The following is a 23,807-nucleotide window of genomic DNA, read 5'->3' on the forward strand; positions in this document are numbered from 1 at the left end:
CGCCGCAGCGGGCGGAGCACGGACCACTGCGCACTCCGCCCGCCACACGCTCAGCTACGGCGCCTGGCTATACCGACAAGACCGGCGCAACCGGACAGAAACAGCGCCAGCGCCGGCGGCACCGGCACGGTGCTGGCCGGTACCAGACCGGGAGTCGGCAGCTCGAGTCCGAAAAAGTCGACACTGTTGTCATTGCTGTCAAGACGCACATCCACCCGCGCCAGGCTCCAGCCGGCAGCCACATCCGGCGCCGCAGCGCCCTCGCCGGCGAAGCTGGCCGCCGTGAAGTCACCGTAACCTAGCGCGTCCACGATACCGTTGACATCGCGCAGCACAATCGAGTCCGGCCCGTTCTGGAACTCGACATCCAGCACGAGATCGACGTTGGCCACCAGGCTGGAGCCGTCACCGCTGTCATCTCCGATCACGAAAACGCCGTCGGCGGGGAATACGCCGCTCAGTTCGGCTGACTTGTAGACACCGCCATCCGTACCGTTCACGCCCTCGAGCGTCAACCCCGTGAGCGGGCTGCCCGGCACGCCGTACAGTTCGACGAAGACATTGCCGCGGTCGGTGCCGGCGGCGTCGTAGAGCACTTCCGAGATGACGGTTGCGGCCGGCGTACCCGCCGCCAGCGTGGACGTTGCTATCGCGATTGCAGCCTGCGCCAGGCGCGGCAGGCCGGTATTGTGCAGTTTCATGAGCCCCTCCAGTGTTTGTCAGATCGAGTGCGTTCCCGCACCGGTTGGCTGCAGGCATCCCTGCCCGGTCCCGTTTCGGATGTTCCGGGTTGCAGCCTAGTGGGCTCGATGTGGCAGTGGCAGCGGGCACACGCAGCACGGCCTGTCAGCAACAACTGACAGGCCGTGTCCGTGAACGGTTAAGGGGGGGTCAGCTTTCGCCGCCGACGATCACCGTGGCCATGGTATCCGGCTGCACGCGGCGCCTGAAGGCATCCATGATCTGTGCACGGGTTACGGCCTCGATCTTCGCGTTGAAGGTATCCAGGTAGTCGAGCGGCAGGTCGTAGAAGCCGATGACCACCAGATAGCTGAGGATCTTGGCATTGCTGTCGATCTGCAGCGGAAAACCGCCGGTGAGATTCTTCTTAGCGTCGACCAGTTCCGCATCGGTCGGGCCTTCTTCGACGAACTTCTGCAGGGTCTCGCGCATGACCTCCAGTGCCGCATCGGTTTGGTCGTTGCGTGTCTGCAGCGACAGCAGGAACGGCCCGTCCTGCTCCATGGGACTGAAATAGCTGCCGACGCTGTAGGACAGGCCGCGCTTCTCGCGCACCTCCTCGCTCAGCCGCGATACCAGGCCGCTGCCACCCAGGATGTGATTGCCGAGATAGAGCGGAAAATAGTCCGGATCGCCACGGTGCATGCCCGGCGCCCCCACCCGCACGGTGGTCTGGACGGATGGATGATAGATGCGCTCGCTGCTGGCCTTTTCCAGGCGCGGCACCGCGGGCAGCTGCGCGGCACGTTCCCCGGCAAGCAGGCGTGCGGCGAGCTGCCCGGCCAGCTGCTCTGCCGCCGCACGGTCGATGTCACCCACAATGGCCAGCACGGCATTGCGGGCGACGTAGTAGCGCGCGTGGAACGCCCGGATATCCGCCAGCGTCAGCGCCTTGATGCTTGCCTCGGTGCCGCTCTCGCGCAGGGCGTACGGATGATCGTGATAGATCGCCTCGAAATGCGCATATTCGGCAACGGTAGCGGGCGATTGTTCGTCCGCACGCAGCGAGACCAGCGTCCGCTCGCGCTCGCGCTCGAAATCGCGCTTGTTGAAATCCGGCTTGCCGAGGATGTCGCCGAGGAGCGCCAGCGCCGGCTGCAGGTACTCCGGATCACTCAGGCTGCGCAGGCTCACCCAGGCCATGTCGCGCGCCGAACCCGTCTCGAGCTCTGCCCCCAGCGCATCGATCCGGCTCGCCAGCTCATCGGCGCTGAGTCCGGCCGCGCCGGTATCCAGCAGGGTGCTGGTCATATGCGCGACGCCGGAATGCGCACCGTCGCGCGCACTGCCCGCGGCGAAAGTGATGTTCAGGTCGATCATCGGCAGTTCCGGCGCATACACGTAATAGACGCGCAGGCCGTTGTCCGTCACCCAGTGCTGGATCGGCGGAATGGCCTGTGCCGGCAGCGCCGGCAGGAGCAGCGCCAGCCACAGCAGACGGCCCAGGAGGCAGCGCGACAGGCCGCCCGTGCGGTATGCGTGTTCAGTGAACATGGCTATCCTCCGGCAGGGCCGCAGCCCGTTTGTGTTCGGCATCCATGGGCAACGGGACCAGTTCAGCCACGGTCAGGTTCCGGTCCACCAGGTATTTGGTGGCCACCGCCCGTACCTGTTCGGCGGTGACCGCCTTGATACGTGCGACGTAGTCGTCCGCCACGCGCCAGTCGAGGCCGACCGCTTCGAGCTGGCCGATCTTCATGGCCTGATAGAAGGCGGAATCCTGCTCGTAGACCGCGCTGGCGACGACCCTGGCCTTGACGCGCGCCAGCTCTGCATCGGACACCGGCTGCTCCTGCAGGCGCTTGACCTGGTCGAGCAGGGCCTGCATCACCTCGGCGACGCTGTGCTTGCCGCCCGGCGTGCCATCGAGCAGGAACAGGTCTTGCTGGCGGCTGTACAGGTCGTAACCGGCGCCGGCGCTGGCGGCGACCTGGCTGCCGCGCACCAGCTCCGTGGACAGGCGTGCACTGTCGCCGCCGTCCAGGATGCTGGACAGTACCTCGAGCGCATAGGGTTCCTGCACGTCCGCCGCCGTCTTCAGCACCGGCACCTTGTAGCCCATGATGACGTACGGGACCTCGGCCGGCGCCTCGACGCGGATCGAGCGGCGCCCCGGCTGATCCGGCTCAACCCGCGGCTTGGACTGCGCGATGGCCTCCGGCTTGAGCGGACCGAAGTACTGCTTGGCCAGGGCGAGCACCGCATCCGGCTGCACGTCACCCACCACCACCACGATGGCGTTGTTGGGTGCATACCAGCTGCGATACCAGCCCTGCAGGTCGGCCAGCGTGAGATTCTCCAGGTCGTTCATCCAGCCGATGGTCGGCGTGCGGTAGGAACTGGCGGTAAACGCCGTTGCCATGAACTGCTCGTGGGTGAGCGCAGTGGGCTTGTCCTCCGTGCGCATCCGCCGCTCTTCCATTACCACGTTGATTTCCTTCTGGAATTCCTTCTCCAGCAGGTGCAGCTTGCGCATCCGGTCCGCCTCCAGCTCGAAACTGACCGGCAGGCGGGTGCGCTCCAGGCGCTGGAAATACGCGGTATAGTCCTGACTGGTGAAGGCGTTCTCCTGGCCGCCGTTGGCGGCGATGATGCGCGAGAACTCCCCGGGCGGGTGGTTGTCGGTGCCCTTGAACATCATGTGTTCCAGCACGTGCGAAACCCCGGTGATCCCGTCGCTCTCGTAACTGGCACCGACGCGGTACCAGACCTGCGACACCACGACCGGGGCGCGGTGATCCTCCTTGACGATGAGTTTCAGCCCGTTGTCGAGCTGGTATTCATGGACGCCGCCACCCGCCGACACCAGCGGACCGAACAGGCCCAGGACGATTGCAAGCACACTGCGCATTCGATTTCTCCCCAATTGCGATGGTTACCCCGGGAGGTACAGGATGATAGGATATCCGGCCGGAGAATACCCGCTTCCTGAAAGACAACAGAACCGATGCCAGGTTTCCTGAAATCCCGAACTTCGAGCGAATCGGAAAAACCTGCCAAGCAGGGCGTATTCGCGCGTCTGCGCGCCGGCCTGTCACGCACGCGCCAGAGCCTGGCCGAGGGCGTCACCGGCCTGGTACGCGGCAGCCGCAAGATCGACCGGGATCTGCTCGAGGAAATCGAGACCACACTGCTGGTCGCGGATGTGGGCATGGAGGCCACGCGCGAGATCATAGACAATCTCACCGATCTCATCGCGCTCGGGCAGGTGACCGACGCCGATTCGCTGATGGCGGCCCTGCGCGACCGCATGCAGGCCATCCTGCAGCCCTGCAGTCTCCCGCTGACGCTCCCGGCCGACCAGCGCCCGTTCGTGATACTGATGGTCGGCATCAACGGCGCCGGCAAGACCACGACTATCGGCAAACTGGCGCACCGTTTCCAGCAGCAGGGCAAGCAGGTGATGCTGGCCGCCGGCGATACCTTCCGTGCCGCCGCGGTGGAGCAGCTGCAGACCTGGGGCGAACGCAACAACGTACCGGTGATCGCCCAGGACCAGGGCGCGGATGCCGCCTCCGTCATCTTCGATGCGCTGCAGTCGGCTCGCGCGCGCAATATTGATGTGCTGATCGCCGACACCGCCGGGCGCCTGCATACCCAGTCGAACCTGATGGAAGAGCTGAAGAAGATCAAGCGCGTGATGGCCAAGCTCGACCCGGCGGCGCCGCAGGAGGTGATGCTGGTGGTCGACGCCGGCACCGGCCAGAACGCGCTCAACCAGGCGCGCGAATTCAACGAGGCGGTCGGCCTCACCGGCATCACGCTCACCAAGCTCGATGGCACCGCCAAGGGCGGCATCATCTTCGCCATCGCACGCAAGACCGGCATCCCGATCCGCTTCGTCGGCGTCGGCGAAGGTATCGAAAACCTGCGCGAATTCGATGCCGCCGAGTTCGTGGAGGCCCTGTTCGCGAGCGGCGCCGACTAGCCGCCGCGGACAGGCGACCGTCAGGGCATGATCCGTTTCACCAACGTCAGCAAACGCTACCCCGGCGGGTTCGAGGCGCTCAGCAACATCAGCTTGCACATGGAACCCGGCTCGATGGCGTTCCTGACCGGCCATTCCGGCGCCGGCAAAAGCACCCTGCTCAAGCTCATCGCGCTGATCGAGCGCGGCACGCGCGGCCAGATCTTCCTGGACGGGGAAAACGTCACCGCTGTCAGCAGTCGCCGCATCCCCTACATCCGCCGCAAGATCGGCTTCATCTTTCAGGACCACCACCTGCTGTTCGACCGCACCGTGTTCGACAACGTCGCGCTGCCGTTGGTCATTGCCGGCTACCGGCACCAGGAGATCGGCCGGCGTGTGCGGGCCGCGCTCGACAAGCTCGGCCTGCTCAGCAAGGAGCGGCTGTACCCGATCACGCTCTCGGGTGGTGAGCAGCAGCGTGTCGGCATCGCGCGTGCGGTGGTCAACAAACCCATGCTGCTGCTGGCCGACGAACCCACCGGCAATCTCGATCCCGACCTGTCGCGCGAGATCATGCAGCTGTTCTGCCTGTTCAACGACGTGGGCGTGACGGTACTGGTCGCCAGCCACGATATTCCGCTGATCCGCTCGCTCGACTACCCGGTCCTGTCGCTGGAGCACGGCCGGCTGGTGCAGCACGCGGAAGCCTGCGCATGATCGGACGCCCCGGTAAGCGGCGCGGCTCCGCCCGGGTCAGCAAACGCCCGCCGCGCATCGTGCACCCGCGCGTCTGGCTGCAGCGGCATGCCCAGGTCGCACTGGAGAGCCTGGGTCGTCTCTACCGCAACCTGCTGCCCGCGGCCATGACGGCAGCGGTGATCGGCATTGCCCTGGCGCTGCCGGCCGGACTCTACCTGCTGCTGGACAACCTGCACCGCCTGAGCGGCAGCTGGGATGGCCAGGCCAGCATTTCGGTGTTTCTCAAGAGCGAGGTGCCGGCAGCGCAGACCGAGGGTCTGGCGACGCGGATTCGGGCCTGGCCGGAGGTCGCCGGTCTCAAATTGATAACGCCGGCGCAGGCACTGGAGGAATTCAGCGCACGCGCCGGCCTGGCCGACGCGCTCGCGACTCTGGACGAGAATCCGCTGCCCGCCGTGCTGGTGGTGACCCCGCGCCGGGAATACACCGCACCGGAGGCAGCCGCATCCCTGCAGCAAAAGCTCCGCAGCCTGCCCGAGGTGGACCTGGCCCAACTCGATCTGGAGTGGGTGCAACGGCTGACCGCGATGATCGACATCGCGCGCCGCGGCATCGTGGTCATCGGCTCCCTGCTGGCACTGGCCGTCCTGCTGGTAATCGGCAATACCATCCGGCTGGAAATCCAGAACCGCCGCGCCGAAATCGTGGTCATCAAGCTGATCGGCGCGACCAATGCCTTCGTGCGCCGCCCGTTCCTGTACAGCGGGCTGTGGTACGGACTGCTCGGCGGACTGCTCGCCTGGCTGCTGGTGACGGGCGGTTTCTGGCTGCTGGCCGGCCCGATCGCGCGGCTGGCAGGCCTCTACCACAGCGACTTCGCGCTCGACACCTTGCCGCTGCTGTCGCTCGGCGCGCTGCTAGCCGGCGGGACCCTGCTTGGCCTGCTGGGTTCCTGGCTGGCCGTCGGACGCCACCTCAGCACCATCGAACCGAGCTGAACCTCCCGGCGGGCCAGATCCGCGGCCGGCTCAAGCACCGGGATATGCAGCCGACGCAATTGCAACTTTTCCGCGAATTGGCACTCTATAGGCAAGAGTGCTAACATCACAAGAGCCATTGCGAGGAACCGGATACAACCCATGACGAACGATTTGGTTGTTAAAAATCAATCACTTGCGATACCGCTACCGACCGGCAGCCTGGATCAATATATTCATGCCGCGATGAGCATCCCCGTGCTCAGCGCCGAGGAAGAGCGTGAACTGGCCGTGCGCCTGCACGACCAGAACGACCTGGAGGCCGCGCGCAGACTCGTGATGTCACACCTGCGTTTCGTCATCAGGATCGCGCGTGGCTACAGCGGCTACGGACTCGCGCTCGGCGACCTGATCCAGGAAGGCAACATCGGCCTGATGAAGGCGGTCAAGCGTTTCGATCCCGCCCAGGGCGTGCGGCTGGTATCCTTTGCCGTGCACTGGATTCGCGCCGAGATGCATGAATTCATCCTGCGCAACTGGCGGATCGTTAAGGTCGCCACCACCAAGGCGCAGCGCAAGCTGTTCTTCAACCTGCGCAGCAAGAAGCAGCGTCTCGGCTGGATGAACCGGGATGAGGTTGCTGCGGTGGCAGCGGACCTCGGCGTCAAGCCGGAAACGGTCCTGGAAATGGAGTCCCGCCTCAGCGGCCAGGACATCGGCTTCGATCCCCTCGGCGGCGACGATGACGATGACGGCTGCTACGCACCCGCGGCCTACCTCGCGAGCCCCGCCAGCGATCCGGCCCTGCTGCTGGAGCATGCGGACTGGAGCGCGACCAAGGCAGACGGCCTGGCCACAGCGCTCGACACGCTCGACGCGCGCAGCCGCGAGATCCTGGAAGCGCGCTGGCTTGCGGAAGACAAGGCCACGCTGCACGAACTCGCCGCGCGTTTCGACGTCTCGGCAGAGCGCATCCGGCAGCTGGAAAAGAATGCCCTGGGCAAGCTGAAACAGGCCCTGCAGGACTGAGCCCCTTTAAGCGGGTGTTAAGCCGCCCCGGCCAACATTTAGCGGACGCCACGGCCCTGCGGGGCCGTTGCCGTTACTGCGATACCTGACGAAGCGAACCGCCACAGGAAGCGGAACACGTGCATACAACATGGCTTAATCTGCTGGTCACCTCATTCCTGGTGCTGTTCACCAATCAAGCGTTTTTCAAAAACGTTGCCGCCGCCTATCCCGACACGCCGCAAACCTTTGTCTTCATTACCTCGCTCGGCATCCTGCTGGCAGGCTTCATTCTGCTCCTGCTGACGCTGCTCTCCTGGCGGCCTATCACCCGGGCGCTGCTGATCGCGGTGCTGCTGCTGGCGTCCGTGACCGCCTACTTCATGGACAGCTACAACGTGGTCATCGACACCGGCATGATACGCAATATCATGCAGACCGATATCCGGGAGAGCCTCGACCTGTTCGATGTCCGACTGCTGGTCTACGTGCTGCTGCTGGGCCTGCTGCCGGCCCTGTTTGTGCTGCGCGCGCCGCTCAAGGTCCGGCCGCTGCGCCATGAACTGCTGGCGAAACTCAAGGTCACCGGGATCGTGGCGCTGATCATCACCTCGCAGCTGCTGCTGTTCGGCAAGGCCTACGCCTCCTTCTTCCGCGAACACAAACCCCTGCGCTATTACAGCAACCCGCTGACCGGCATCTGGTCTACCGGCAAGTACCTCGCGGAAAGCGGCGCTGCAGAACCGCTGGTGGTCGCGGCGCTGGGCACGGACGCGGTCAACCATACCCTGGATGGACAGCGGGAACTGGTCGTGCTCGTGGTGGGCGAGACCGCGCGCGCCGACCGCTTTTCACTGAACGGCTATACCCGCGAGACCAACCCGCTGCTGTCGCGTGAAGACGTAATCAGCCTGCCGAATATGCAGGCATGCGGGACGTCCACCGCGGTATCGGTCCCCTGCCTGTTTTCCGGGCTGGGCCGTGACGGCTATTCGGATGACCGCGCGCGCCGCCGGGAAAATCTGCTCGACGTGCTCGCGCATGCCGGCGTGCACGTGCTCTGGCGTGACAACAATGCCGGCTCGAAAGGGGTCGCGGACCGGGTCGACTACCAGGATTTCAGCAGTCCGGAGTACAACCCGGTCTGTGACGAGGAATGCCGCGACGAGGGCATGCTGGCCGGGTTGCAGGATTACATCGACAGCACCGGGAAGGGTGACGTGTTTATCGTCCTGCACCAGATGGGCAATCACGGCCCGGCCTACTACAAGCGCTATCCACCGGAATTCGAGCACTTCGCGCCGGTATGCCGGACCAACCAGCTGGAAGAATGCAGTCAGGAGGAAATCGACAACGCATACGACAACGCGATCCTCTATACGGACTATTTCCTGTCCGAGGTCATCGACCTGCTGCGCCGGAACGACGGGCATTTCCAGACCGCGCTGATGTATGTCAGCGATCACGGGGAATCGCTCGGCGAGCACGGAATCTACCTGCATGGTCTGCCCTGGCTCATGGCACCGGACAATCAGAAGCAGGTCGCGGCGCTGTTCTGGTTCGGAGCCGATTTCAAGCGCATCGACGTTGCCGCGCTGCGGCGCGCCAGCGCCGCTGACTGGAGCCATGACAACGTGTTCCATACCGTGCTGGGGCTGCTGGATATCGAGACCGCGGTTTACGAGCCCGAACTGGATATCACCCGCACGGCGCAGGCCGAACGCCAGCTGACACGCAACTGACCCCTGCCGCCGCACGCCGCCCTCCGCATTGTGATCGGCCGGCCATGCCCTTAACATCGGCTGCACCTGCAACAGCACGCGGAGACTGCCGGTGACGCAACACCGTGCCATCGTGTGGTTCCGGGAAGACCTGCGTCTGCACGACAACCCGGCCCTGAACCACGCCTGCACCAACTACGACGGGATCATCCCGTGCTATCTGTACCAGCCGGAAGAAGCCGGAGCCTGGCGCGAGGGCGCGGCCAGCCGGTGGTGGCTGCATCACAGCCTGGCGGCACTCGACGCCGGGCTGCGTGCCCGCGGCAGCAACCTGCTCATCCGCCGCGGTGCATCCAGTCTCGACTGCCTGCGCGACCTGGCCCGGGAAACTCGCGCCACGGCGGTGTTCTGGAACCGCCTGTATACCCCGCATGCCACCGCCCGCGACCGCCATATCAAGGCGCGGCTGCGCGAGGCCGGGTTGACGGTCAGCAGTTTCCGGGGCTCGTTGCTGTTCGAGCCACACGAGGTACTCAAGCAGGATGCCTCACCCTACCGTGTATTCACCGCCTGGTGGCGGCGCTGCCAGGCGCTGGGCTTGTACCAACCGGAAGTGACCGCGCCCGCCGTCGTCTCCACGCCGGCGGGACTCACCGGCGCCGCCCTGGAGGCGCTCGACCTGCTGCCGCGCCTGCGCTGGGACACGGGCCTGCACGAGTGCTGGACACCCGGCGAGACCGCAGCGCATGATCGGCTCGACCGTTTCCTGGAGGACGCCGTCGCGGAGTATGCACACCTGCGCGACTACCCGGCAACGGCAGGAACCAGCCGGCTGTCGCCGCACCTGCACTTCGGTGAACTCAGCCCGCGCAGCCTTGTGAACCGGGCACTGCAGCTGACCGCCGATCCCGGCTGTACGGCATTGCGTCCCGCACTCGACCGCCTGCTGACCGAAGTCGGCTGGCGTGATTTCGCCGCGCACGTCCTGCATCACTTCCCGGATACGACCGACACGGCACTGGATCCGCGGTTCCGGCGCTTCCCCTGGCGGCGCGACTATCACGCCGACCTCGGGCGCTGGCAGCAGGGCATGACCGGAATCCCCGTCATCGATGCCGGCATGCGTGAACTCTGGCATTGCGGCTGGATGCACAACCGCGTCCGCATGCTGGTGGCATCGTTCCTGACCAAGAACCTGCTGATCCCCTGGCAGGAAGGCGCGCGCTGGTTCTGGGATACGCTGGTGGACGCCGACCTCGCCAGCAACACGCTGGGCTGGCAGTGGGTTGCCGGCTGCGGCACGGATGCCGCGCCCTACTTCCGCATCTTCAACCCGGTGACCCAGGGCAAAAAGTTCGATCCGGCGGGGGAATACGTGCGCCGCTGGATACCCGAGCTGGTAGCGCTGGATGCCCGGCACATCCACGAACCCTGGCGGGTGGGCGGGGCACCGGAGTATCCGGAACCGATGGCCGATCCCGGACGCACGCGGGCGCGGGCGCTCGATGCGTTCCGGTCGCTCAGCGGCGCGCCCTGACGGGCAAGCGTACACGGCGCCGCAGCGGGCGGAAATATCTCAACCTGCACCACGACGATTCACGTTAAGCTAACCACATGACGGACAAGATCACCAGGATCCCGGTCGGCATCAGCAGCTGCCTGCTCGGCGAGCACGTGCGCTTCGACGGCGGGCACAAATACGACCGTTACATCAACCGGCAACTGTCCGACTTCCTCGAGTTCCGGCCATACTGCCCGGAGGTTGCCATCGGCCTGGGCATACCGCGCGCCCCGATCCGGCTGGTACACACCGGCAGCGGCATCCGCGTCCGGGGGGTGAAGGACGCCACGTTCGATGTCACCGACCGCCTTGCCGCCTGCGGCGTGGCCGCGGCCCGCAACATGGGCGAGCTGTGCGGTTATATCTTCAAGGCGCGCTCGCCCAGCTGCGGCATGGCACGCGTGAAAACGTACCACGAAACCGGCCTGCCCGGCCGCTCGGACGGCACCGGCGTCTTCGCGCAGGCCGTTATGAGCGCTTATCCCAACCTGCCCTGCGAGGAAGAGGGCCGTCTGAACGACCCGGACCTGCGCGACAACTTCATCGAACGCGTGTTCACCCGTTACCGCTGGCTGCAGCTGCAGCGGACCGGCCTCACACCCGCGCGGCTGGTCGAATTCCACACCCGCCAGAAGCTGAGCGTGATGGCGCACAACCAGGCTGCCTACCGGCGGCTCGGCCAGCTGGTGGCCACAGCGGGCCGCAAGGGATTCGGCACCTTGTGCGCGCACTATGAGACTGAGCTGATGTCAGCGCTGCAACGCCTCGCGACGCGCCGGTCGCACAGCAACGTGCTGCAGCATCTGCAGGGATACTTCAGCAAACAGCTCGCGCCGGCCGACCGCGCCGAATTGAGCGAGCTGATCGACCACTACCGGGTCGGGCTCGTGCCACTGGCGGCACCGCTGACTCTGATCCGGCATCACCTGCGTCACCACCCCAACGAGTGGGCGCTGCAACAGACCTATCTTGACCCCTACCCGCGCGAGCTGATGCCGGCCTAGCCCCGGTAACGCGTGATATGGCGCGCGAACAGGAAGAACAGCAGCATGGCCGCTGCCTGGATGAGGTGATACAGCACATTGTGATCCAGCCAGACCGGATGCAGCGTCAGGCCCGACTGCTGCACAGCGGCGGCGGCAACGGCCAGCACCAGACCCGAGATACCGGGAAAGATCCAGAAGTGCCCGGTATCGATGAAACGCCAGAGCAGTAACAGCAGCAGGAACAGGGTGGCGGGCAGGTAATACAGCACGGCGACCAGGAACCGCGTGTCGACAAACAGCACCACGGCAACATACAGCACGAACAGCAGTGACGCCAGCACGGCAATGGCGCGCGTCAGCCAGCTTTCGTCGAGCAGACCGGCGCCGATGAACCACGTTGACAGACCGGTCAGGCCGATGGCCAGCAGAGTGACGGACCAGACCAGTGCATCCAGCGCCGGATGACGGTGCTCCAGGAAGCCATGCGAGATGCCCCCGGCAAGTGCCGCGAGCGCGAGTGACAGGAAGAAGACGACGAACCAGACCTGCAGGTGCGCGAACACGGCGCGTCCGCGCCATAACAGCGCTGCGAATACCGTGCTTTCGATAAACAGGGCAAAGTCGGTCAGGCTGACCGCCGGTTGCGCGATCACCACGCCTAGTCCAGCGCCCTGAGTACCTGCAGGGTCGACTCGCGGGCGCGGTCGATCCCGGAGATGATCACCTCCGCGCCGGACTCGTCGTTGCCCAGATCCTGCCAGTGAGCGCTCCAGGTCGCCAGCAGTTCGTCGGCCATGCCGGTCATCGGCGTGCCGATGACCTGTGCGAGATCACGCACGGTCAGGATGTAGGCCCAGCCGGTGCGCGGATTCCCCTGCTCGGCATCCCGGTCGTAGTGGCTGTGGAACACGAGCCGCTGCAGCTCGCCGAGCTTGAGCAGGACCTCGAACGCAGCCTGGCGCTGGTTGCGGTTGGCTTCAGTCTGCTCGTTGCGCCAGGTGTTGTACCCCAGGCTGGAGAGTGCGACAGCCAGACTGACCAGCGCCACCGCGTTGCGTCGCAACTGCTCGATTATGCCGCCGTGCTCCGTCGCCACCCTGCACTCCCTCCCAAATGGCTTGACCCCGGTCGCGGCGGGCGGATTCCGGCTGCAGATCCCGCCGCCGCAAGCGTCGTGTGCAGCCGATGCTACCCGAGCGGAGCGCAGCAAGACCAGCATCCGTCACACCAAGCGTGACGTTCATGGCGCAAACCGCCCGCACCGGTCCGGGATACTGGGAAGGAGTCCGTACCAGTACGGCCAGCCGGCGCTTGCCGGCAGCGGTACGGATGGCGCAGCAGCAAGGCGTGGCTTCCGCCTAGCTGGGGCCGAGCCGCTTCATCCAGGTCAGGCAGGCCAGCAGCATGAACAGCATGCCGATATTGTAGCTGAGCGAGGAGGCGACATTGCACATCATGCAGAGACCGCCGATGGCATAGAGGAAAGGGAGGACCTTATGCAGGGTCATAGCACCCTCCTGAAACGTATATCCTTGTTATCGTGTGTCTGGTTATTGTTCCAGCGCCCCCGCAAACATCCCTGTCGGCAGGTTTCCTGAAAATCAGTCAGGCAACGCGGCCATCCGCGAACGGCACGCTTCGTACAGCCTGAAAATCACTATATCAAGCAGATGCTACCGGAAACATTGTGGAAAATACGTACACTGCCCGCGACTGCGTCATACCCACGCCTGAAGACGCCCGGGCGCTTCCGGGAGGCGGGGGCCGGGTGTGAACCGGCGTGCATCGACACCGGTTAGGGATGCCGGCTCTCGAGCAGCAGGCCGAGGAGCAAGACGGCCTTTGCCGTGGCATGGAAATCACTGCGCAGGCGCCGATGCACCAGTCCGGCGCTGGTGAATCCGAGCACGCTGTCGTCCGGCAGGCGCAGGACCGGCTGGACATCCCCCCAGCCACCGTCGCTCAGCTGTGCAGCGAGGATGCGCCGGATCCAGGCCGGTCTGACGCGCTCGAACGCGCCGGAGTCGAGCAGCACGAGCACGCGCAGGATATAGGCATCATCGACGCGCGGGTCCCGGCTCAGCCAGGTCACCGTGTCATCCTGCAACTGCCCAAGGAGCGCCGCAGTCCGGTCACGGTCGCCGCAGCCGTTGCGCTGCACCAGCCGCACCCCGAGCAGCTGGAAGGCGTTGCATTGCGGTTCACGGATGGGCGCGCTGCAGAAATCCGGCCGCAGCTGGGCCGTTACCTCCGGCGCTCGCCCCCAGCCGGCATCGCAGGTCAGGCCGTACAGCAGCAGATAATCGTAGGCCGGCAGGCCGGGCAGCCTGCCTGGCGGCGGCAGTTGCACGCTCGCGGTGTCGTCGAACATGCCGGACCAGACCGCGAAGGTGGGCTGGCTGCGCAGGTACGGCGCGTGCAGTCGATAAAAGGCCAGCAGCCGCGGACTACCCGCATGCGCCGCTGCCTGCCTGATCATCCACCACAACTGCGGATGCCGGTAGTCCCCGCCCGGGCTCATGTGAGTCTCGAGCCAGCCGGTCGCCCGCTCGAGGCGCGCCGCGAGCTCGGCCCGTGGCGGCGGCGGGACATCGCGGTTGTTGCGCCACAGCGCCCATGCATAGGCGGCGATGATCGCCACCAGGACCAGTGCCGCCAGCAGCGACAGCCTGCGCATGGTGTTAACTGTATGAATTCACTGAATTCGCGCGCACGCGCCTGCCCCCGAACAGCGGCGCGGGAGTGCGGCCCATGATGGCATCAGTTGTCAGCGGCACCCGCGTCGATCCACTGCCGGATAGTCTCGATCTCCCCGTCAGGGAGCGGCGCCTTGCCGTGCGGCATGGTGACAGTCAGGTGTTCCTTGCCGGTCAGCAGGATATAGAGCGAGCTGGTGCGGGCGGACCCCGGATGTACTACCGGGCCGTAATTGCTGCCCTGCATGACCGATTCATAGGTGTCCACCTGAAATCCGGTGGCCGTGGCGCCCGCACCGCCCGGCAGGTGGCATTCGGCACAATGCTTCTGCAGGATGGGATTCACGTCCGCCGCGAAGGACACATCGCGCGCACCGGCGCCGCCGCAGGCCGCCAGGACCGCCGCCGTGGCGAGCAACAGTACGGGCTTTATGGGGCGTGTATGCATGGTCGTTTCCGTCAGGCTGCCGTCTGCCGGCAGTTTATCACGCCTGTCCAGGAGCGATGCAGCAATTGCCGCGACATCCGCGCAGACAGGCCCGATCACCCCTTGCCGGGGTATTCCGGGTACACCGGCAGGCCGTCCCCGCCGCACGACCAGTGCGCGCGCGAGTCCCAGAAGATGCGCGCCTGCGGCACCATCGGCGGCTCGACGTCCAGCGAGCCCGCGGGCACCAGCACACCGTTGAGTTCGGGCACCACGCGTGGCATCGGACTGCCGCATTGCGGACAGAAACAGTTGCGGAACCGCTCCGCCTCGGGAACCTTGTAGCTGGCCAGCAACTCGCCGCCCGCGCTCCATTCGAGACTGTCTACGGGGCTGACCAGAAGATTACTGGCATGTCCGGTGCCGGTCGCCTTGCGGCAGCGCGAACAGTGACAGTGATAGAAACGCACCGCCTCGCCCCGCAGGGTATAGCGCAGGGTGCCGCACAGACAGCTGCCTTTGGCATCGATACGTGTCATACGTCCGTTATAATCCGTGTGTCCCCAAAAGGGAAGCACGGAGCGGTTGCCGCTACAGCCATTTCCTGCGCCGGAAGAAGGCCAGCAGCAACACGGCAATCACCAGGCACGCCAGCCACAGCAGCGGATACGACCATTTCCAGCCCAGCTCCGGCATGAAGCGGAAGTTCATGCCGTAAATGCCGGTCAGGAATGTCAGCGGTATGAAGATGGTGGCAAACACCGTGAGCACCTTCATGATCTCGTTCATGCGGTTGCTGATGGTGGAATTGTAGATATCGAGCAGGCCGGTCATTATGTCGCGATAGGTATCGATGGCATCGGTCGCACGCAGCACGTGATCCTGGATATCGCGGAAGTAGATATGCGTATCATCTGCGATCAGCTGCGAATCGCTGCGCAGGATGCCGTTGAGCAGTTCGCGCAGCGGCGACGCCGAACGGCGGATGAAGATCAGCTCGCGGCGGATGCGCTGGATGGTCGCCAGCGTCTCGACCCCCGGGTTCGACAGCAGGTCGTTCTCCACGATTTCCACGATGCCATCGAGATAGTCCTGCAGGGCCAGGTAGTGATCGACCACCGCGTCGAGGATGGTGTAGGCCAGATAATCCGCGCCCCGGGCCCTGAAACGACCCTTGTGATTGCGTAGGCGGACCATGATCGGATCGAAGAAATCGTCCTGCTTTTCCTTGAACGTGAAGACGAAATCCTCGAGGATCAGGATACTCACCTGTTCGTAGTTGACCGATACGCCGTCCGCAGCCGGGTAGATCACCTTGAACACTAGGAACAGGTAGTCGTCGTACTGCTCGAATTTGGGCCGCTGCTGGGTGTTCAGGATGTCCTCGAGCACCAGCGGATGGATATCGAATTCCCTGCCGATGGCCTCGATCATCACCACATTGATCAGCCCTTCGACATTGACCCAGGTCACCGAATCGGTGTCGCGGTAGCGCACGATATCCTCGACACGGCGTGCCTCGGTCTCGGTGGTGCGTTCACGGGTGTAGTCGACAACCGTGATCCGGGTCTCGGTGGCCAGCACCTCGCCGACGTGGATCAGCGTGCCTGGCGGCAGGCCGGCCTTGCTGGATATGCTGCCTGCGGATTCGCTCATGGTAGTTCCCCAACTATCGATACCAGGGGACAGACCACGCCTTGCCGCTGCCGGGCTGTGCTGTTATGACAGGCGGGCGTCGCCACGCGGTCGGTTCCTGCAGCAGATTATATTATTGACAGGCCACGGACGTGGCAATTTCAGCTGCGCGCCTCAGCCCAGCAGCGGCAGGTAGTGGTCGACCAGCAGGATGGCGAACATCGCCATCAGATACCAGATGGAATAGCCGAAGGTCTTCATGGCCACATCCCGCCCCTGCATGAGCTGTATGGCATAGCGCAGGAATACGGCGCCCAACAGCAACGCCCCGGCCAGGTAGAAATAGCCACTCATGTGCGTGGCAAAGGGCAGCACGCTGACCACCAGCAACATGATGGTGTAGAGCAGGATCTGCAGGCGGGTGAACGGAATGCCGTGCGTCACAGGCAGCATGGGGATATCGACCTTGGCATACTCGTCGCGCCGGTGGATGGCCAGTGCCCAGAAGTGCGGTGGTGTCCAGACAAAAATGATCAGAAACAGCAACAGTGCATGCGGATCGACCGTATCCGTGAGCGCGGCCCAGCCCAGTACCGGCGGCGCGGCGCCGGCGGCGCCGCCGATGACGATGTTCTGCGGGGTGGCACGCTTGAGGTACATGGTATAGACGATGGCGTAACCGACCAGCGAGACGAAGGTCAGTACCGCGGTCAGGACGTTGATACAGACTGCCAGAATCACCATCGAGAGCATGCCGAGCAAGGCTGCGAACACCAGGGCCTGGCGCTCGCTGACCTCGCCCTGCGGCAGCGGCCGGCGGTGGGTGCGTGCCATCTTCGCGTCCTCGCGCGCATCGAGCACGTGGTTGATCGCCGCGGCCGCCGCCGCGGCCATGCCGATGCCGAGGTTACCCAGCAGCAGGACGTCCCACGGCACCATGCCCGGTGGCACGGTAGCGAGGAACATGCCGACCATCGCGGTGAACACGATCAGTGCCACGACCTTCAGCTTGCATAGGCCCAGGTAACTTTTAAGCCGCTTGATCATCGGCGTGCTTCAGCCTATCCGCGAGTATTTCAGCAGCTTCTGCAGGTCTTTGAGCATGCCCGAGGGATCGGCATCCGGACCGTAGTACATCATGAGATTGCCCAGCGGGTCGATGAAATAGATGCGCTCCGCGCCCTCCATCGTGGCGCCGTCGATGTCGAAGAACGGCGCAATCTGACCGGCCTGCGCGGCGCTGATCGGCGTCACGGCCAGGTCCCGGTAATCCTGCTGCAGCATACCGTCGAGCTGCGGCGGTACCGCGTCGCCCTGCAACAGGTACAGCGTCTGTACCCGTTTCATGTTCTCGTTCTGTGCGATACGGATCTGGCGCATCTTGTACAGGTTGCCGCGGCAGGTCTCGCCGCAGTCGGCGCCACCGATGTAGAGCAGCGTCCACTTGCCCTGCAGGAAATCGTTCAACGGCTGCGCACCTGCCGCCAGCTCCGCCGGCAGCGTCAGCGGGCGCGCTGGATGCACCAGGCTGCCTCTGTTGGTCATGCCTTCCGGACGCCACCCGCCGTCACCGCTGTGGTGCATCACCCAGGCGACGAAGGCCGGCGCCAGGAAAATCAGTCCGAGCACCACGAATGCCTGGCGCGAAGTGAGAAAACCGCGTTGCCACCGCCGCGCACGGGCGACGTGCTTCCTGTCAGCTTGCTGTTTCATTGCCATCCGTACCGTCTTTGTCGATGCGTCGTGTATTCACGCCGATATAGATTGCGGCCAGCACCAGCGCCAGGGTCAGCCATTGCAGGGCATAGGCCCGGTGCTTGTCGGGTGTCACACCATATACCGGCTGCCAGTCACGGCGGAAACCGTGCGCGTCCGCGCTGTCCAGCAGCAGGAACACCGGCTGCAGCGGGTAGCCCAGCAGGCTGGCGCAGTGTGCCAGCTCCGGCTGCTGCACCACCCGGGGCCAGCCCGTCTGTTCCTCCTCGGCGTCCGACAGCCGGAAGATCTTCTCCGGCGGCAGCTTGATCGTGGCATGGACCCGGACTTCAGCGGTGCTGCCCGGCAGCGCCGGCAGCACGCTGCGGTCCGGACTGGCCGGCACCCAGCCGCGGTTAACCAGCACTGCGGCACCGCCGGCAACCGGCTGCAGCGGGGTCAGCACCTCGTAGCCCGGATGCCCCTGCCACATGCGGTTGTCCAGCAGCAGCTGGTGGTCGAGATCATAATGTCCACTGATCACTACTCGCCGGTACTGGTCATCCGGCGCAAACGGCTGCAGCGTTGCCAGCTCCACCGGCGCCAGGGCAGCGCGCGCGGCATTGGCGTCGATCAGACCCTGCTTCCATTCGGCACGCTGCAGCTGCCAGACCCCCAGACCGACCAGCAGCGGCAGGAGCGCCAGCGTGGCCAGCGTCGGCCAGAGACCGGGGCGGAAGCGGTAATGGCCGAATCTCACCGCTGCTCCCGATTTGCTATAATGCCCGGCAGCGTCGTCAATCCCGGATTCCCGCCATGGTTACCAAAATCATCATCGTCCTGTTCCTGTTCACCATTCTGGGCAGCCTGTTCAGCGGTCTGTTCTACCTCGTCAAGGACAAGGGCACCTCCGAACGCACCGTGCGTGCACTCACCGTACGCATCAGCCTGTCGGTACTGCTGTTCGTGCTGCTGATGATCGGCTATGCCACCGGCATCCTGCAACCGCACGGGGTTGTGCCTGCGGGTTGACGGTACCGTTGCATACGCGCATTCCTGCGCCCCCGCACAGCCGGCTGCGATGCAACGCGATATTGCGTTTGCCTCGGTAGCTACGCTGCACCTGCACCCGTAGGGACGGACTCCATCCGCGACCAGCATCCAGTCGCCGCCACAACCCCGCAACAAAAAGGGCGCTGCAAGCAGCGCCCTTTTGCAGGCCCGCTCGCGCGCGCCTAGGCCAGCCAGTACACGAACACGAACAGTCCCAGCCAGACCACGTCGACGAAGTGCCAGTACCAGGCCACCGCTTCGAAGGCGAAGTGATGCTCTGCGCTGAAGTGCCCTTTCATGCTGCGCAACAGGATCACCAGCAGCATCGTCGCGCCCAGCGTGACATGCAGGCCATGGAATCCGGTCAGCATGAAGAAGGTCGTGCCATAGATACCGCTTTTCAGGGTCAGGTTCAGCTCGGAATAGGCATGATGGTATTCATACGCCTGCAGCCCGAGGAACAGGAAGCCGAGTGCAACGGTGGCCATCAGCCCCAGGATCAGCTGGGTGCGATCGTTCTTCTTCAGGCCCCAGTGTGCCCAGGTGACGGTCACGCCTGACGACAGCAGGATCATGGTGTTGATTGCGGGAATGCCCCAGGCATGCATCATCTCGAACGCACCGCCGACGTTGCCGGGACCGTTGGTCGGCCAGGTGGCATCGAATCCCTTCCACAGCAGCTCGTTGGTCATGGCGTTGTTGCCGCCACCGCCAAGCCACGGTATCGCGTACATGCGCGCATAGAACAGTGCGCCGAAGAAGGCCGCGAAGAACATCACCTCGGAGAAGATGAACCAGCCCATGCTCCAGCGGAATGACATGTCGACCTGCGCATTGTATTTCCCGCTGACACTCTCGCCGATTACGGTTCCGAACCAACCGAACAGCATGAGAATAAGCACGGCCGCGCCGGCCGCCATGATCAGCCAGGTTCCGCCATGCAGGAAATTGGCGAATCCGAACAACAGCAGGAACATGCCCACGGAGCCGACGATGGGCCAGTGGCTGGGTTCCGGCAGGTAGTAACCCCCTTTGGTCGCTGACATTGGTAACTCCCTCTCTAGTACAAGTTGTTAACTTTTCTGGTGTCGGGGCGTAACGCCCGGCCCACCTCTGATCTGTACACACGCAACCGGATGGCACAGGCCATCCGCGACTACATGATGGTATCGAGCTTGCCCTGTTCCATCGAAACGGTCTCCGCCGGTTTCGCATCCTGCGCCGGAAAGAAGGTGTACGAGAGTGAAACCCGCACCACCTTGTCCGGCAGCGCCGGATCGACCACGAACCGGATGGGCATCTCCTTCGCCTCGCCTGCCGCGAGCGTCTGCTGAGTGAAGCAGAAACACTCGGTCTTGTTGAAATACTTCGCTGCCTGGCCCGGGGCCAAACTCGGCACCGCCTGGCCGACGATCGCATGGTCGGCGGTATTGCGCGCGAAATAATGCACTTCGGTCACTTCGCCCGGATGCACCTTGACACTGTGCACGAGCGGCCGGAATTCCCATGGCAGGTCGCTGTTCGCACGGCCGAGAAACTCCACCGTCACCAGCCGCCCCGCATCGACTTCCGACGACAGCGAGCGCTCCAGCTCGATCCGACCGGTTTTGCCGTTCAGACCCGTGATGTCGCAGAACACATCGTATAGCGGCACCAGTGCGAAGCCGAAACCGAACATCAGCATGGCAACGATGCCAAGCTTTCTGACGGTGCGGCGGTTGGCCTGGTTGCGGGTGTCTTCCATCACGCGCTCAGTTCGACAAGGCAAAGAAGCTGGCCACGAAAAAACCCAGCGCAATCAGCACGAGCACGATGACGGTTAGCGTCAGGCGTGTATTGGAATGCTGCGTCGTATTGCCTTGCTGCGTCATTTCATTCGCTCTGCAGACAGCGCGGGTGCACGGGGCTGCGCCCGTGCACCCGGCCGGTTACTTGACTTCCGGTGCCGTCTCGAAGGTGTGGTACGGCGCCGGGGACGGTACCGTCCACTCCAGGCCGTGCGCACCTTCCCAGACCTGGCCGGTGGCCTTCGCGCCGCCCTTGATGGTCTTGATCACGATGAACAGGAAGAACACCTGGGCGAGGCCGAAAGCGAACCCGCCGATACTGGAGACCATGTTCCAGTCCGCGAACTGCAGCGAGTAGTCCGGGATGCGGCGCGGCATGCCGGCCAGCCCGATGAAGTGCTGCGGGAAGAACAGCACGTTCACGGAGATCACGGACCACCAGAAGTGGATCTTGCCGAGACGCTCGTCGATCATGTGACCGGTCCATTTCGGCGCCCAGTAGTAGAAGGCGGCGATGATCGCGAACAGCGCGCCGGTCACCAGCACGTAGTGGAAGTGTGCCACGATGAAGTAGGTGTCGTGGTACTGCATGTCGGCCGGCGCCACGCCCATCATCAGGCCGGTGAAACCGCCGATGGTGAACAGGAACACGAACGCGATCGCCCACAGCATCGGGGTCTCGAAGGTCATGGAGCCGCGCCACATGGTAGCGGTCCAGTTGAACACCTTCACCGCGGTCGGCACCGCGATCATGACGGTGGCGTACATGAAGTACAGCTCACCGGCGACCGGCATGCCCGTGGTGAACATGTGGTGTGCGTATACGATGAAGGACAGGAAGGCGATCGAGGCGGTCGCGTACACCATGGAGCTGTAACCGAACAGCTTCTTGCGGGCGAAGGTCGGGATGATCTCGGAGATCACGCCGAACGCCGGCAGGATCATGATGTACACCTCGGGATGGCCGAAGAACCAGAACACGTGCTGGAACAGCACCGGATCACCGCCGCCGGCCGCGCTGAAGAAGCTGGTGCCGAAATTGCGGTCGGTGAGCATCATGGTGACGGCGCCGGCCAGCACCGGCATCACGGCGATCAGCAGGAACGCGGTGATGAACCAGGTCCACACGAACAGCGGCATCTTCATCAGCGTCATGCCCGGGGCGCGCATGTTGAGCACGGCGGCGATGATGTTGATGGAACCCATGATGGAGGAGAAGCCCAGCATGTGCACCGCGAAGATGAAGAAGTCGGTGCTCTTCGGGGCGAAGGTGGTGGACAGCGGCGCGTAGAAGGTCCAGCCGAAGGCCGGACCGCCGCCTTCCATGAACAGCGTGGAAACCAGCATGGTGCCCGCGAACGGCAGGATCCAGAAGCTCCAGTTGTTCATGCGCGGCAGCGCCATGTCGGGAGCGCCGATCATCATCGGGATCTGCCAGTTGGCCAGGCCGACCATGGCCGGCATGATGGCGCCGAACACCATGATCAGTCCATGCATGGTGGTCATGGTGTTGAAGAATTGCGGTTCAACGAACTGCATGCCGGGCTGGAACAGCTCGGCACGGATCACCATGGCCATCGCGCCGCCGATCAGCAGCATGATGAAGGAGAACCACAGGTACAGGGTACCAATGTCCTTGTGGTTGGTGGTGGTGATCCAGCGCATCAGGCCGCTGGGTGCACCGTGGTGATGTGCGTCGTGTGTCGTTGCGCTCATTTGTAATTACCTCTGGTTATATCCCTGAATGCTTTTAGCGTGCAGCCGCGATATCTGACGGCTGGACCATGTCGCCCTTGTTATTGCCAAAGCCATTACGCTCGAACGTGATCACGGCCGCGAGCTCGGCGTCCCCCAGCTGCTGGCCGAAGGCCTGCATGGCGGTACCGGCCTTGCCGTGGATGACGATGTTCATGTGACCGGCGACATCACCGGTGGCGATGGCGCTGCCGGCGATGGCCGGGAACACGCCCGGGCTTGCCGGTGGGCCTGGTGGCAGGCCGCACAGGTGGTGCTGTAGACCTGCTCGCCCTTGGCCATCAGCTCGTCCATGGTCCAGGTCTTGCCGGCTGCCTCGGCCGCAGCGGCCTTGGCACCTTTCTGCTCGGCAACCCAGGCATCGTAATCCTCCTGGGTCTTGGCAACCAGCACGATGGGCATGAAGCCATGATCCTTGCCGCACAGCTCCGCACACTTGCCGCGGTACAGGCCCGGCTCCTTGAGCTCGGTCCAGGCATCGTTGATGAATCCGGGAATCGCATCCTGCTTCCAGCCGAGATCGGGTACCCACCAAGAGTGGATCACGTCGTTGGAGGTGATCAGGAAACGGATCTTCTTGTTGATCGGCACCACGATCGGGTTGTCGACCTCCAGCAGGTAGTGCTCACCCTTGGCGGCGGCGCCCTCGATCTGATCGCGCGGGGTGGTGAGCGTACTGAAAAAGCTGATGTCCTCGTCCAGGTAGTCGTATTTCCACTTCCACTGGTAACCCGTGACCTGGATCGACATATCGGAGTCGCGGGTGTCCTCGAGGGCCAGCAGGGTCTTGGTGGCCGGCACGGCCATGCCGACCAGGATCAGGAACGGGATGGTGGTCCAGATGATCTCCACGGTGGTGCTCTCGTGGAATGTCGCGGGGACGGCGCCCTTGGACTTGCGGTGATTCATGATGGAGTAGATCAGCACGGCGAACACGCCCAGACAGACCACCACGCAGATCCAGAAAATCAGCATGTGCAGGTTGTAGACCTTGTGGCTGATTTCGGTGACCCCTTGCCGGAGATTCAGCGTATCGGAAAAGCCGGCAAAGGCATTGCCCGCCGACAGCAGGATGGCCGCGCCCCAGAGACCGCACAGGGTGCGTCTTAGTGTGTTAGCAAACATGCATTACTCTCCCTAAGACCAAGTTATCGAT

24 protein-coding genes and 1 pseudogene are annotated in these 23,807 nt (G+C 64.2%); 8 read left to right on the plus strand and 17 right to left on the minus strand.

Going from position 1 to position 23,807, the window contains the following annotated elements:
* Nucleotides 1-50: 50 nt before the first annotated feature.
* From R3F42_09325 to R3F42_09335, 3 genes are all read right to left on the minus strand, one after another.
* Nucleotides 51-701, minus strand: coding sequence for a hypothetical protein (locus tag R3F42_09325; GenBank protein ID MEZ5542234.1), 651 nt, complete (start codon nucleotides 699-701; stop codon nucleotides 51-53).
* A gap of 190 nt (nucleotides 702-891) precedes the next feature.
* Complete coding sequence (locus tag R3F42_09330) at nucleotides 892-2,235, minus strand: pitrilysin family protein (protein ID MEZ5542235.1); 1,344 nt, start codon at nucleotides 2,233-2,235, stop codon at nucleotides 892-894.
* Nucleotides 2,225-3,592 (minus strand): pitrilysin family protein, encoded by a 1,368-nt coding sequence (locus R3F42_09335; protein MEZ5542236.1) that lies wholly within the window; start codon nucleotides 3,590-3,592, stop codon nucleotides 2,225-2,227. Before R3F42_09335 ends, R3F42_09330 begins: the two co-directional genes overlap by 11 nt.
* 96 nt (nucleotides 3,593-3,688) lie before the next feature.
* On the opposite strand from R3F42_09335, the gene ftsY reads away from it, so the two are divergent.
* From ftsY to R3F42_09370, 7 genes are all read left to right on the plus strand, one after another.
* Nucleotides 3,689-4,669, plus strand: a complete 981-nt coding sequence (gene ftsY, locus R3F42_09340; protein ID MEZ5542237.1) for a signal recognition particle-docking protein FtsY — start codon at nucleotides 3,689-3,691, stop codon at nucleotides 4,667-4,669.
* Between the two features lie 27 nt (nucleotides 4,670-4,696).
* Entirely contained in the window at nucleotides 4,697-5,368 is a 672-nt protein-coding gene (ftsE, locus tag R3F42_09345; protein ID MEZ5542238.1) for a cell division ATP-binding protein FtsE, read from the plus strand.
* Nucleotides 5,365-6,348 carry a permease-like cell division protein FtsX gene (gene ftsX / locus R3F42_09350; protein ID MEZ5542239.1) on the plus strand — a complete coding sequence of 328 codons (984 nt, stop codon included), beginning with the start codon at nucleotides 5,365-5,367 and terminating at the stop codon, nucleotides 6,346-6,348. The genes ftsE and ftsX overlap by 4 nt, the downstream gene beginning before the upstream one ends.
* 141 nt (nucleotides 6,349-6,489) lie before the next feature.
* Nucleotides 6,490-7,356, plus strand: a complete 867-nt coding sequence (gene rpoH / locus R3F42_09355; GenBank protein ID MEZ5542240.1) for an RNA polymerase sigma factor RpoH — start codon at nucleotides 6,490-6,492, stop codon at nucleotides 7,354-7,356.
* A gap of 119 nt (nucleotides 7,357-7,475) precedes the next feature.
* Nucleotides 7,476-9,077, plus strand: a complete 1,602-nt coding sequence (locus tag R3F42_09360; protein ID MEZ5542241.1) for a phosphoethanolamine--lipid A transferase — start codon at nucleotides 7,476-7,478, stop codon at nucleotides 9,075-9,077.
* 91 nt (nucleotides 9,078-9,168) lie between these two features.
* On the plus strand, nucleotides 9,169-10,593 hold the full coding sequence (locus R3F42_09365) for a deoxyribodipyrimidine photo-lyase (protein MEZ5542242.1): 1,425 nt from the start codon (nucleotides 9,169-9,171) through the stop codon (nucleotides 10,591-10,593).
* 77 nt (nucleotides 10,594-10,670) lie between these two features.
* Complete coding sequence (locus tag R3F42_09370) at nucleotides 10,671-11,621, plus strand: DUF523 and DUF1722 domain-containing protein (protein MEZ5542243.1); 951 nt, start codon at nucleotides 10,671-10,673, stop codon at nucleotides 11,619-11,621.
* On the opposite strand, the gene R3F42_09375 is transcribed toward R3F42_09370, so the two are convergent.
* The 10 genes from R3F42_09375 to R3F42_09420 form a co-directional block, all read right to left on the minus strand.
* A complete protein-coding gene (locus tag R3F42_09375) occupies nucleotides 11,618-12,259 on the minus strand; it encodes a hypothetical protein (protein ID MEZ5542244.1) in 642 nt (213 codons plus the stop codon). The genes R3F42_09370 and R3F42_09375 overlap by 4 nt on opposite strands.
* 2 nt (nucleotides 12,260-12,261) lie before the next feature.
* Nucleotides 12,262-12,699 (minus strand): hypothetical protein, encoded by a 438-nt coding sequence (locus tag R3F42_09380; protein MEZ5542245.1) that lies wholly within the window; start codon nucleotides 12,697-12,699, stop codon nucleotides 12,262-12,264.
* Nucleotides 12,700-12,961: 262 nt separating this feature from the next.
* Nucleotides 12,962-13,111, minus strand: a complete 150-nt coding sequence (locus tag R3F42_09385) for a hypothetical protein (GenBank protein ID MEZ5542246.1) — start codon at nucleotides 13,109-13,111, stop codon at nucleotides 12,962-12,964.
* A 287-nt stretch (nucleotides 13,112-13,398) separates the two neighbouring features.
* Nucleotides 13,399-14,280, minus strand: a complete 882-nt coding sequence (locus R3F42_09390) for a hypothetical protein (protein MEZ5542247.1) — start codon at nucleotides 14,278-14,280, stop codon at nucleotides 13,399-13,401.
* An 83-nt stretch (nucleotides 14,281-14,363) separates the two neighbouring features.
* A complete protein-coding gene (locus tag R3F42_09395) occupies nucleotides 14,364-14,747 on the minus strand; it encodes a c-type cytochrome domain-containing protein (GenBank protein MEZ5542248.1) in 384 nt (127 codons plus the stop codon).
* Nucleotides 14,748-14,842: 95 nt separating this feature from the next.
* Nucleotides 14,843-15,265 (minus strand): GFA family protein, encoded by a 423-nt coding sequence (locus tag R3F42_09400; GenBank protein MEZ5542249.1) that lies wholly within the window; start codon nucleotides 15,263-15,265, stop codon nucleotides 14,843-14,845.
* 52 nt (nucleotides 15,266-15,317) lie between these two features.
* The gene (gene corA / locus R3F42_09405) at nucleotides 15,318-16,382 is read right to left on the minus strand and encodes a magnesium/cobalt transporter CorA (protein MEZ5542250.1); all 1,065 of its coding nucleotides are present in this window, start codon (nucleotides 16,380-16,382) and stop codon (nucleotides 15,318-15,320) included.
* Between the two features lie 153 nt (nucleotides 16,383-16,535).
* Nucleotides 16,536-17,408 (minus strand): heme o synthase, encoded by an 873-nt coding sequence (cyoE, locus tag R3F42_09410; GenBank protein ID MEZ5542251.1) that lies wholly within the window; start codon nucleotides 17,406-17,408, stop codon nucleotides 16,536-16,538.
* 9 nt (nucleotides 17,409-17,417) lie between these two features.
* Nucleotides 17,418-18,074, minus strand: coding sequence for a hypothetical protein (locus tag R3F42_09415; protein MEZ5542252.1), 657 nt, complete (start codon nucleotides 18,072-18,074; stop codon nucleotides 17,418-17,420).
* The gene (locus R3F42_09420) at nucleotides 18,058-18,816 is read right to left on the minus strand and encodes an SURF1 family protein (protein MEZ5542253.1); all 759 of its coding nucleotides are present in this window, start codon (nucleotides 18,814-18,816) and stop codon (nucleotides 18,058-18,060) included. Before R3F42_09420 ends, R3F42_09415 begins: the two co-directional genes overlap by 17 nt.
* Nucleotides 18,817-18,872: 56 nt before the next feature.
* On the opposite strand from R3F42_09420, the gene R3F42_09425 reads away from it, so the two are divergent.
* Complete coding sequence (locus tag R3F42_09425) at nucleotides 18,873-19,088, plus strand: twin transmembrane helix small protein (GenBank protein ID MEZ5542254.1); 216 nt, start codon at nucleotides 18,873-18,875, stop codon at nucleotides 19,086-19,088.
* A 203-nt stretch (nucleotides 19,089-19,291) separates the two neighbouring features.
* Here R3F42_09425 and R3F42_09430 read toward each other — a convergent pair whose 3' ends face one another.
* From R3F42_09430 to coxB, 4 genes and pseudogenes are all read right to left on the minus strand, one after another.
* Nucleotides 19,292-20,155 (minus strand): cytochrome c oxidase subunit 3, encoded by an 864-nt coding sequence (locus tag R3F42_09430; protein MEZ5542255.1) that lies wholly within the window; start codon nucleotides 20,153-20,155, stop codon nucleotides 19,292-19,294.
* A 110-nt stretch (nucleotides 20,156-20,265) separates the two neighbouring features.
* Nucleotides 20,266-20,853, minus strand: coding sequence for a cytochrome c oxidase assembly protein (locus R3F42_09435; protein MEZ5542256.1), 588 nt, complete (start codon nucleotides 20,851-20,853; stop codon nucleotides 20,266-20,268).
* A gap of 184 nt (nucleotides 20,854-21,037) precedes the next feature.
* The gene (ctaD, locus tag R3F42_09440; protein ID MEZ5542257.1) at nucleotides 21,038-22,612 is read right to left on the minus strand and encodes a cytochrome c oxidase subunit I; all 1,575 of its coding nucleotides are present in this window, start codon (nucleotides 22,610-22,612) and stop codon (nucleotides 21,038-21,040) included.
* A gap of 34 nt (nucleotides 22,613-22,646) precedes the next feature.
* A pseudogene (gene coxB / locus R3F42_09445) lies at nucleotides 22,647-23,776 on the minus strand (cytochrome c oxidase subunit II).
* Nucleotides 23,777-23,807: the final 31 nt, after the last annotated feature.

It is taken from the genome of Pseudomonadota bacterium, assembly GCA_041395565.1.
Classification (GTDB): domain Bacteria; phylum Pseudomonadota; class Gammaproteobacteria; order UBA9214; family UBA9214; genus UBA9214.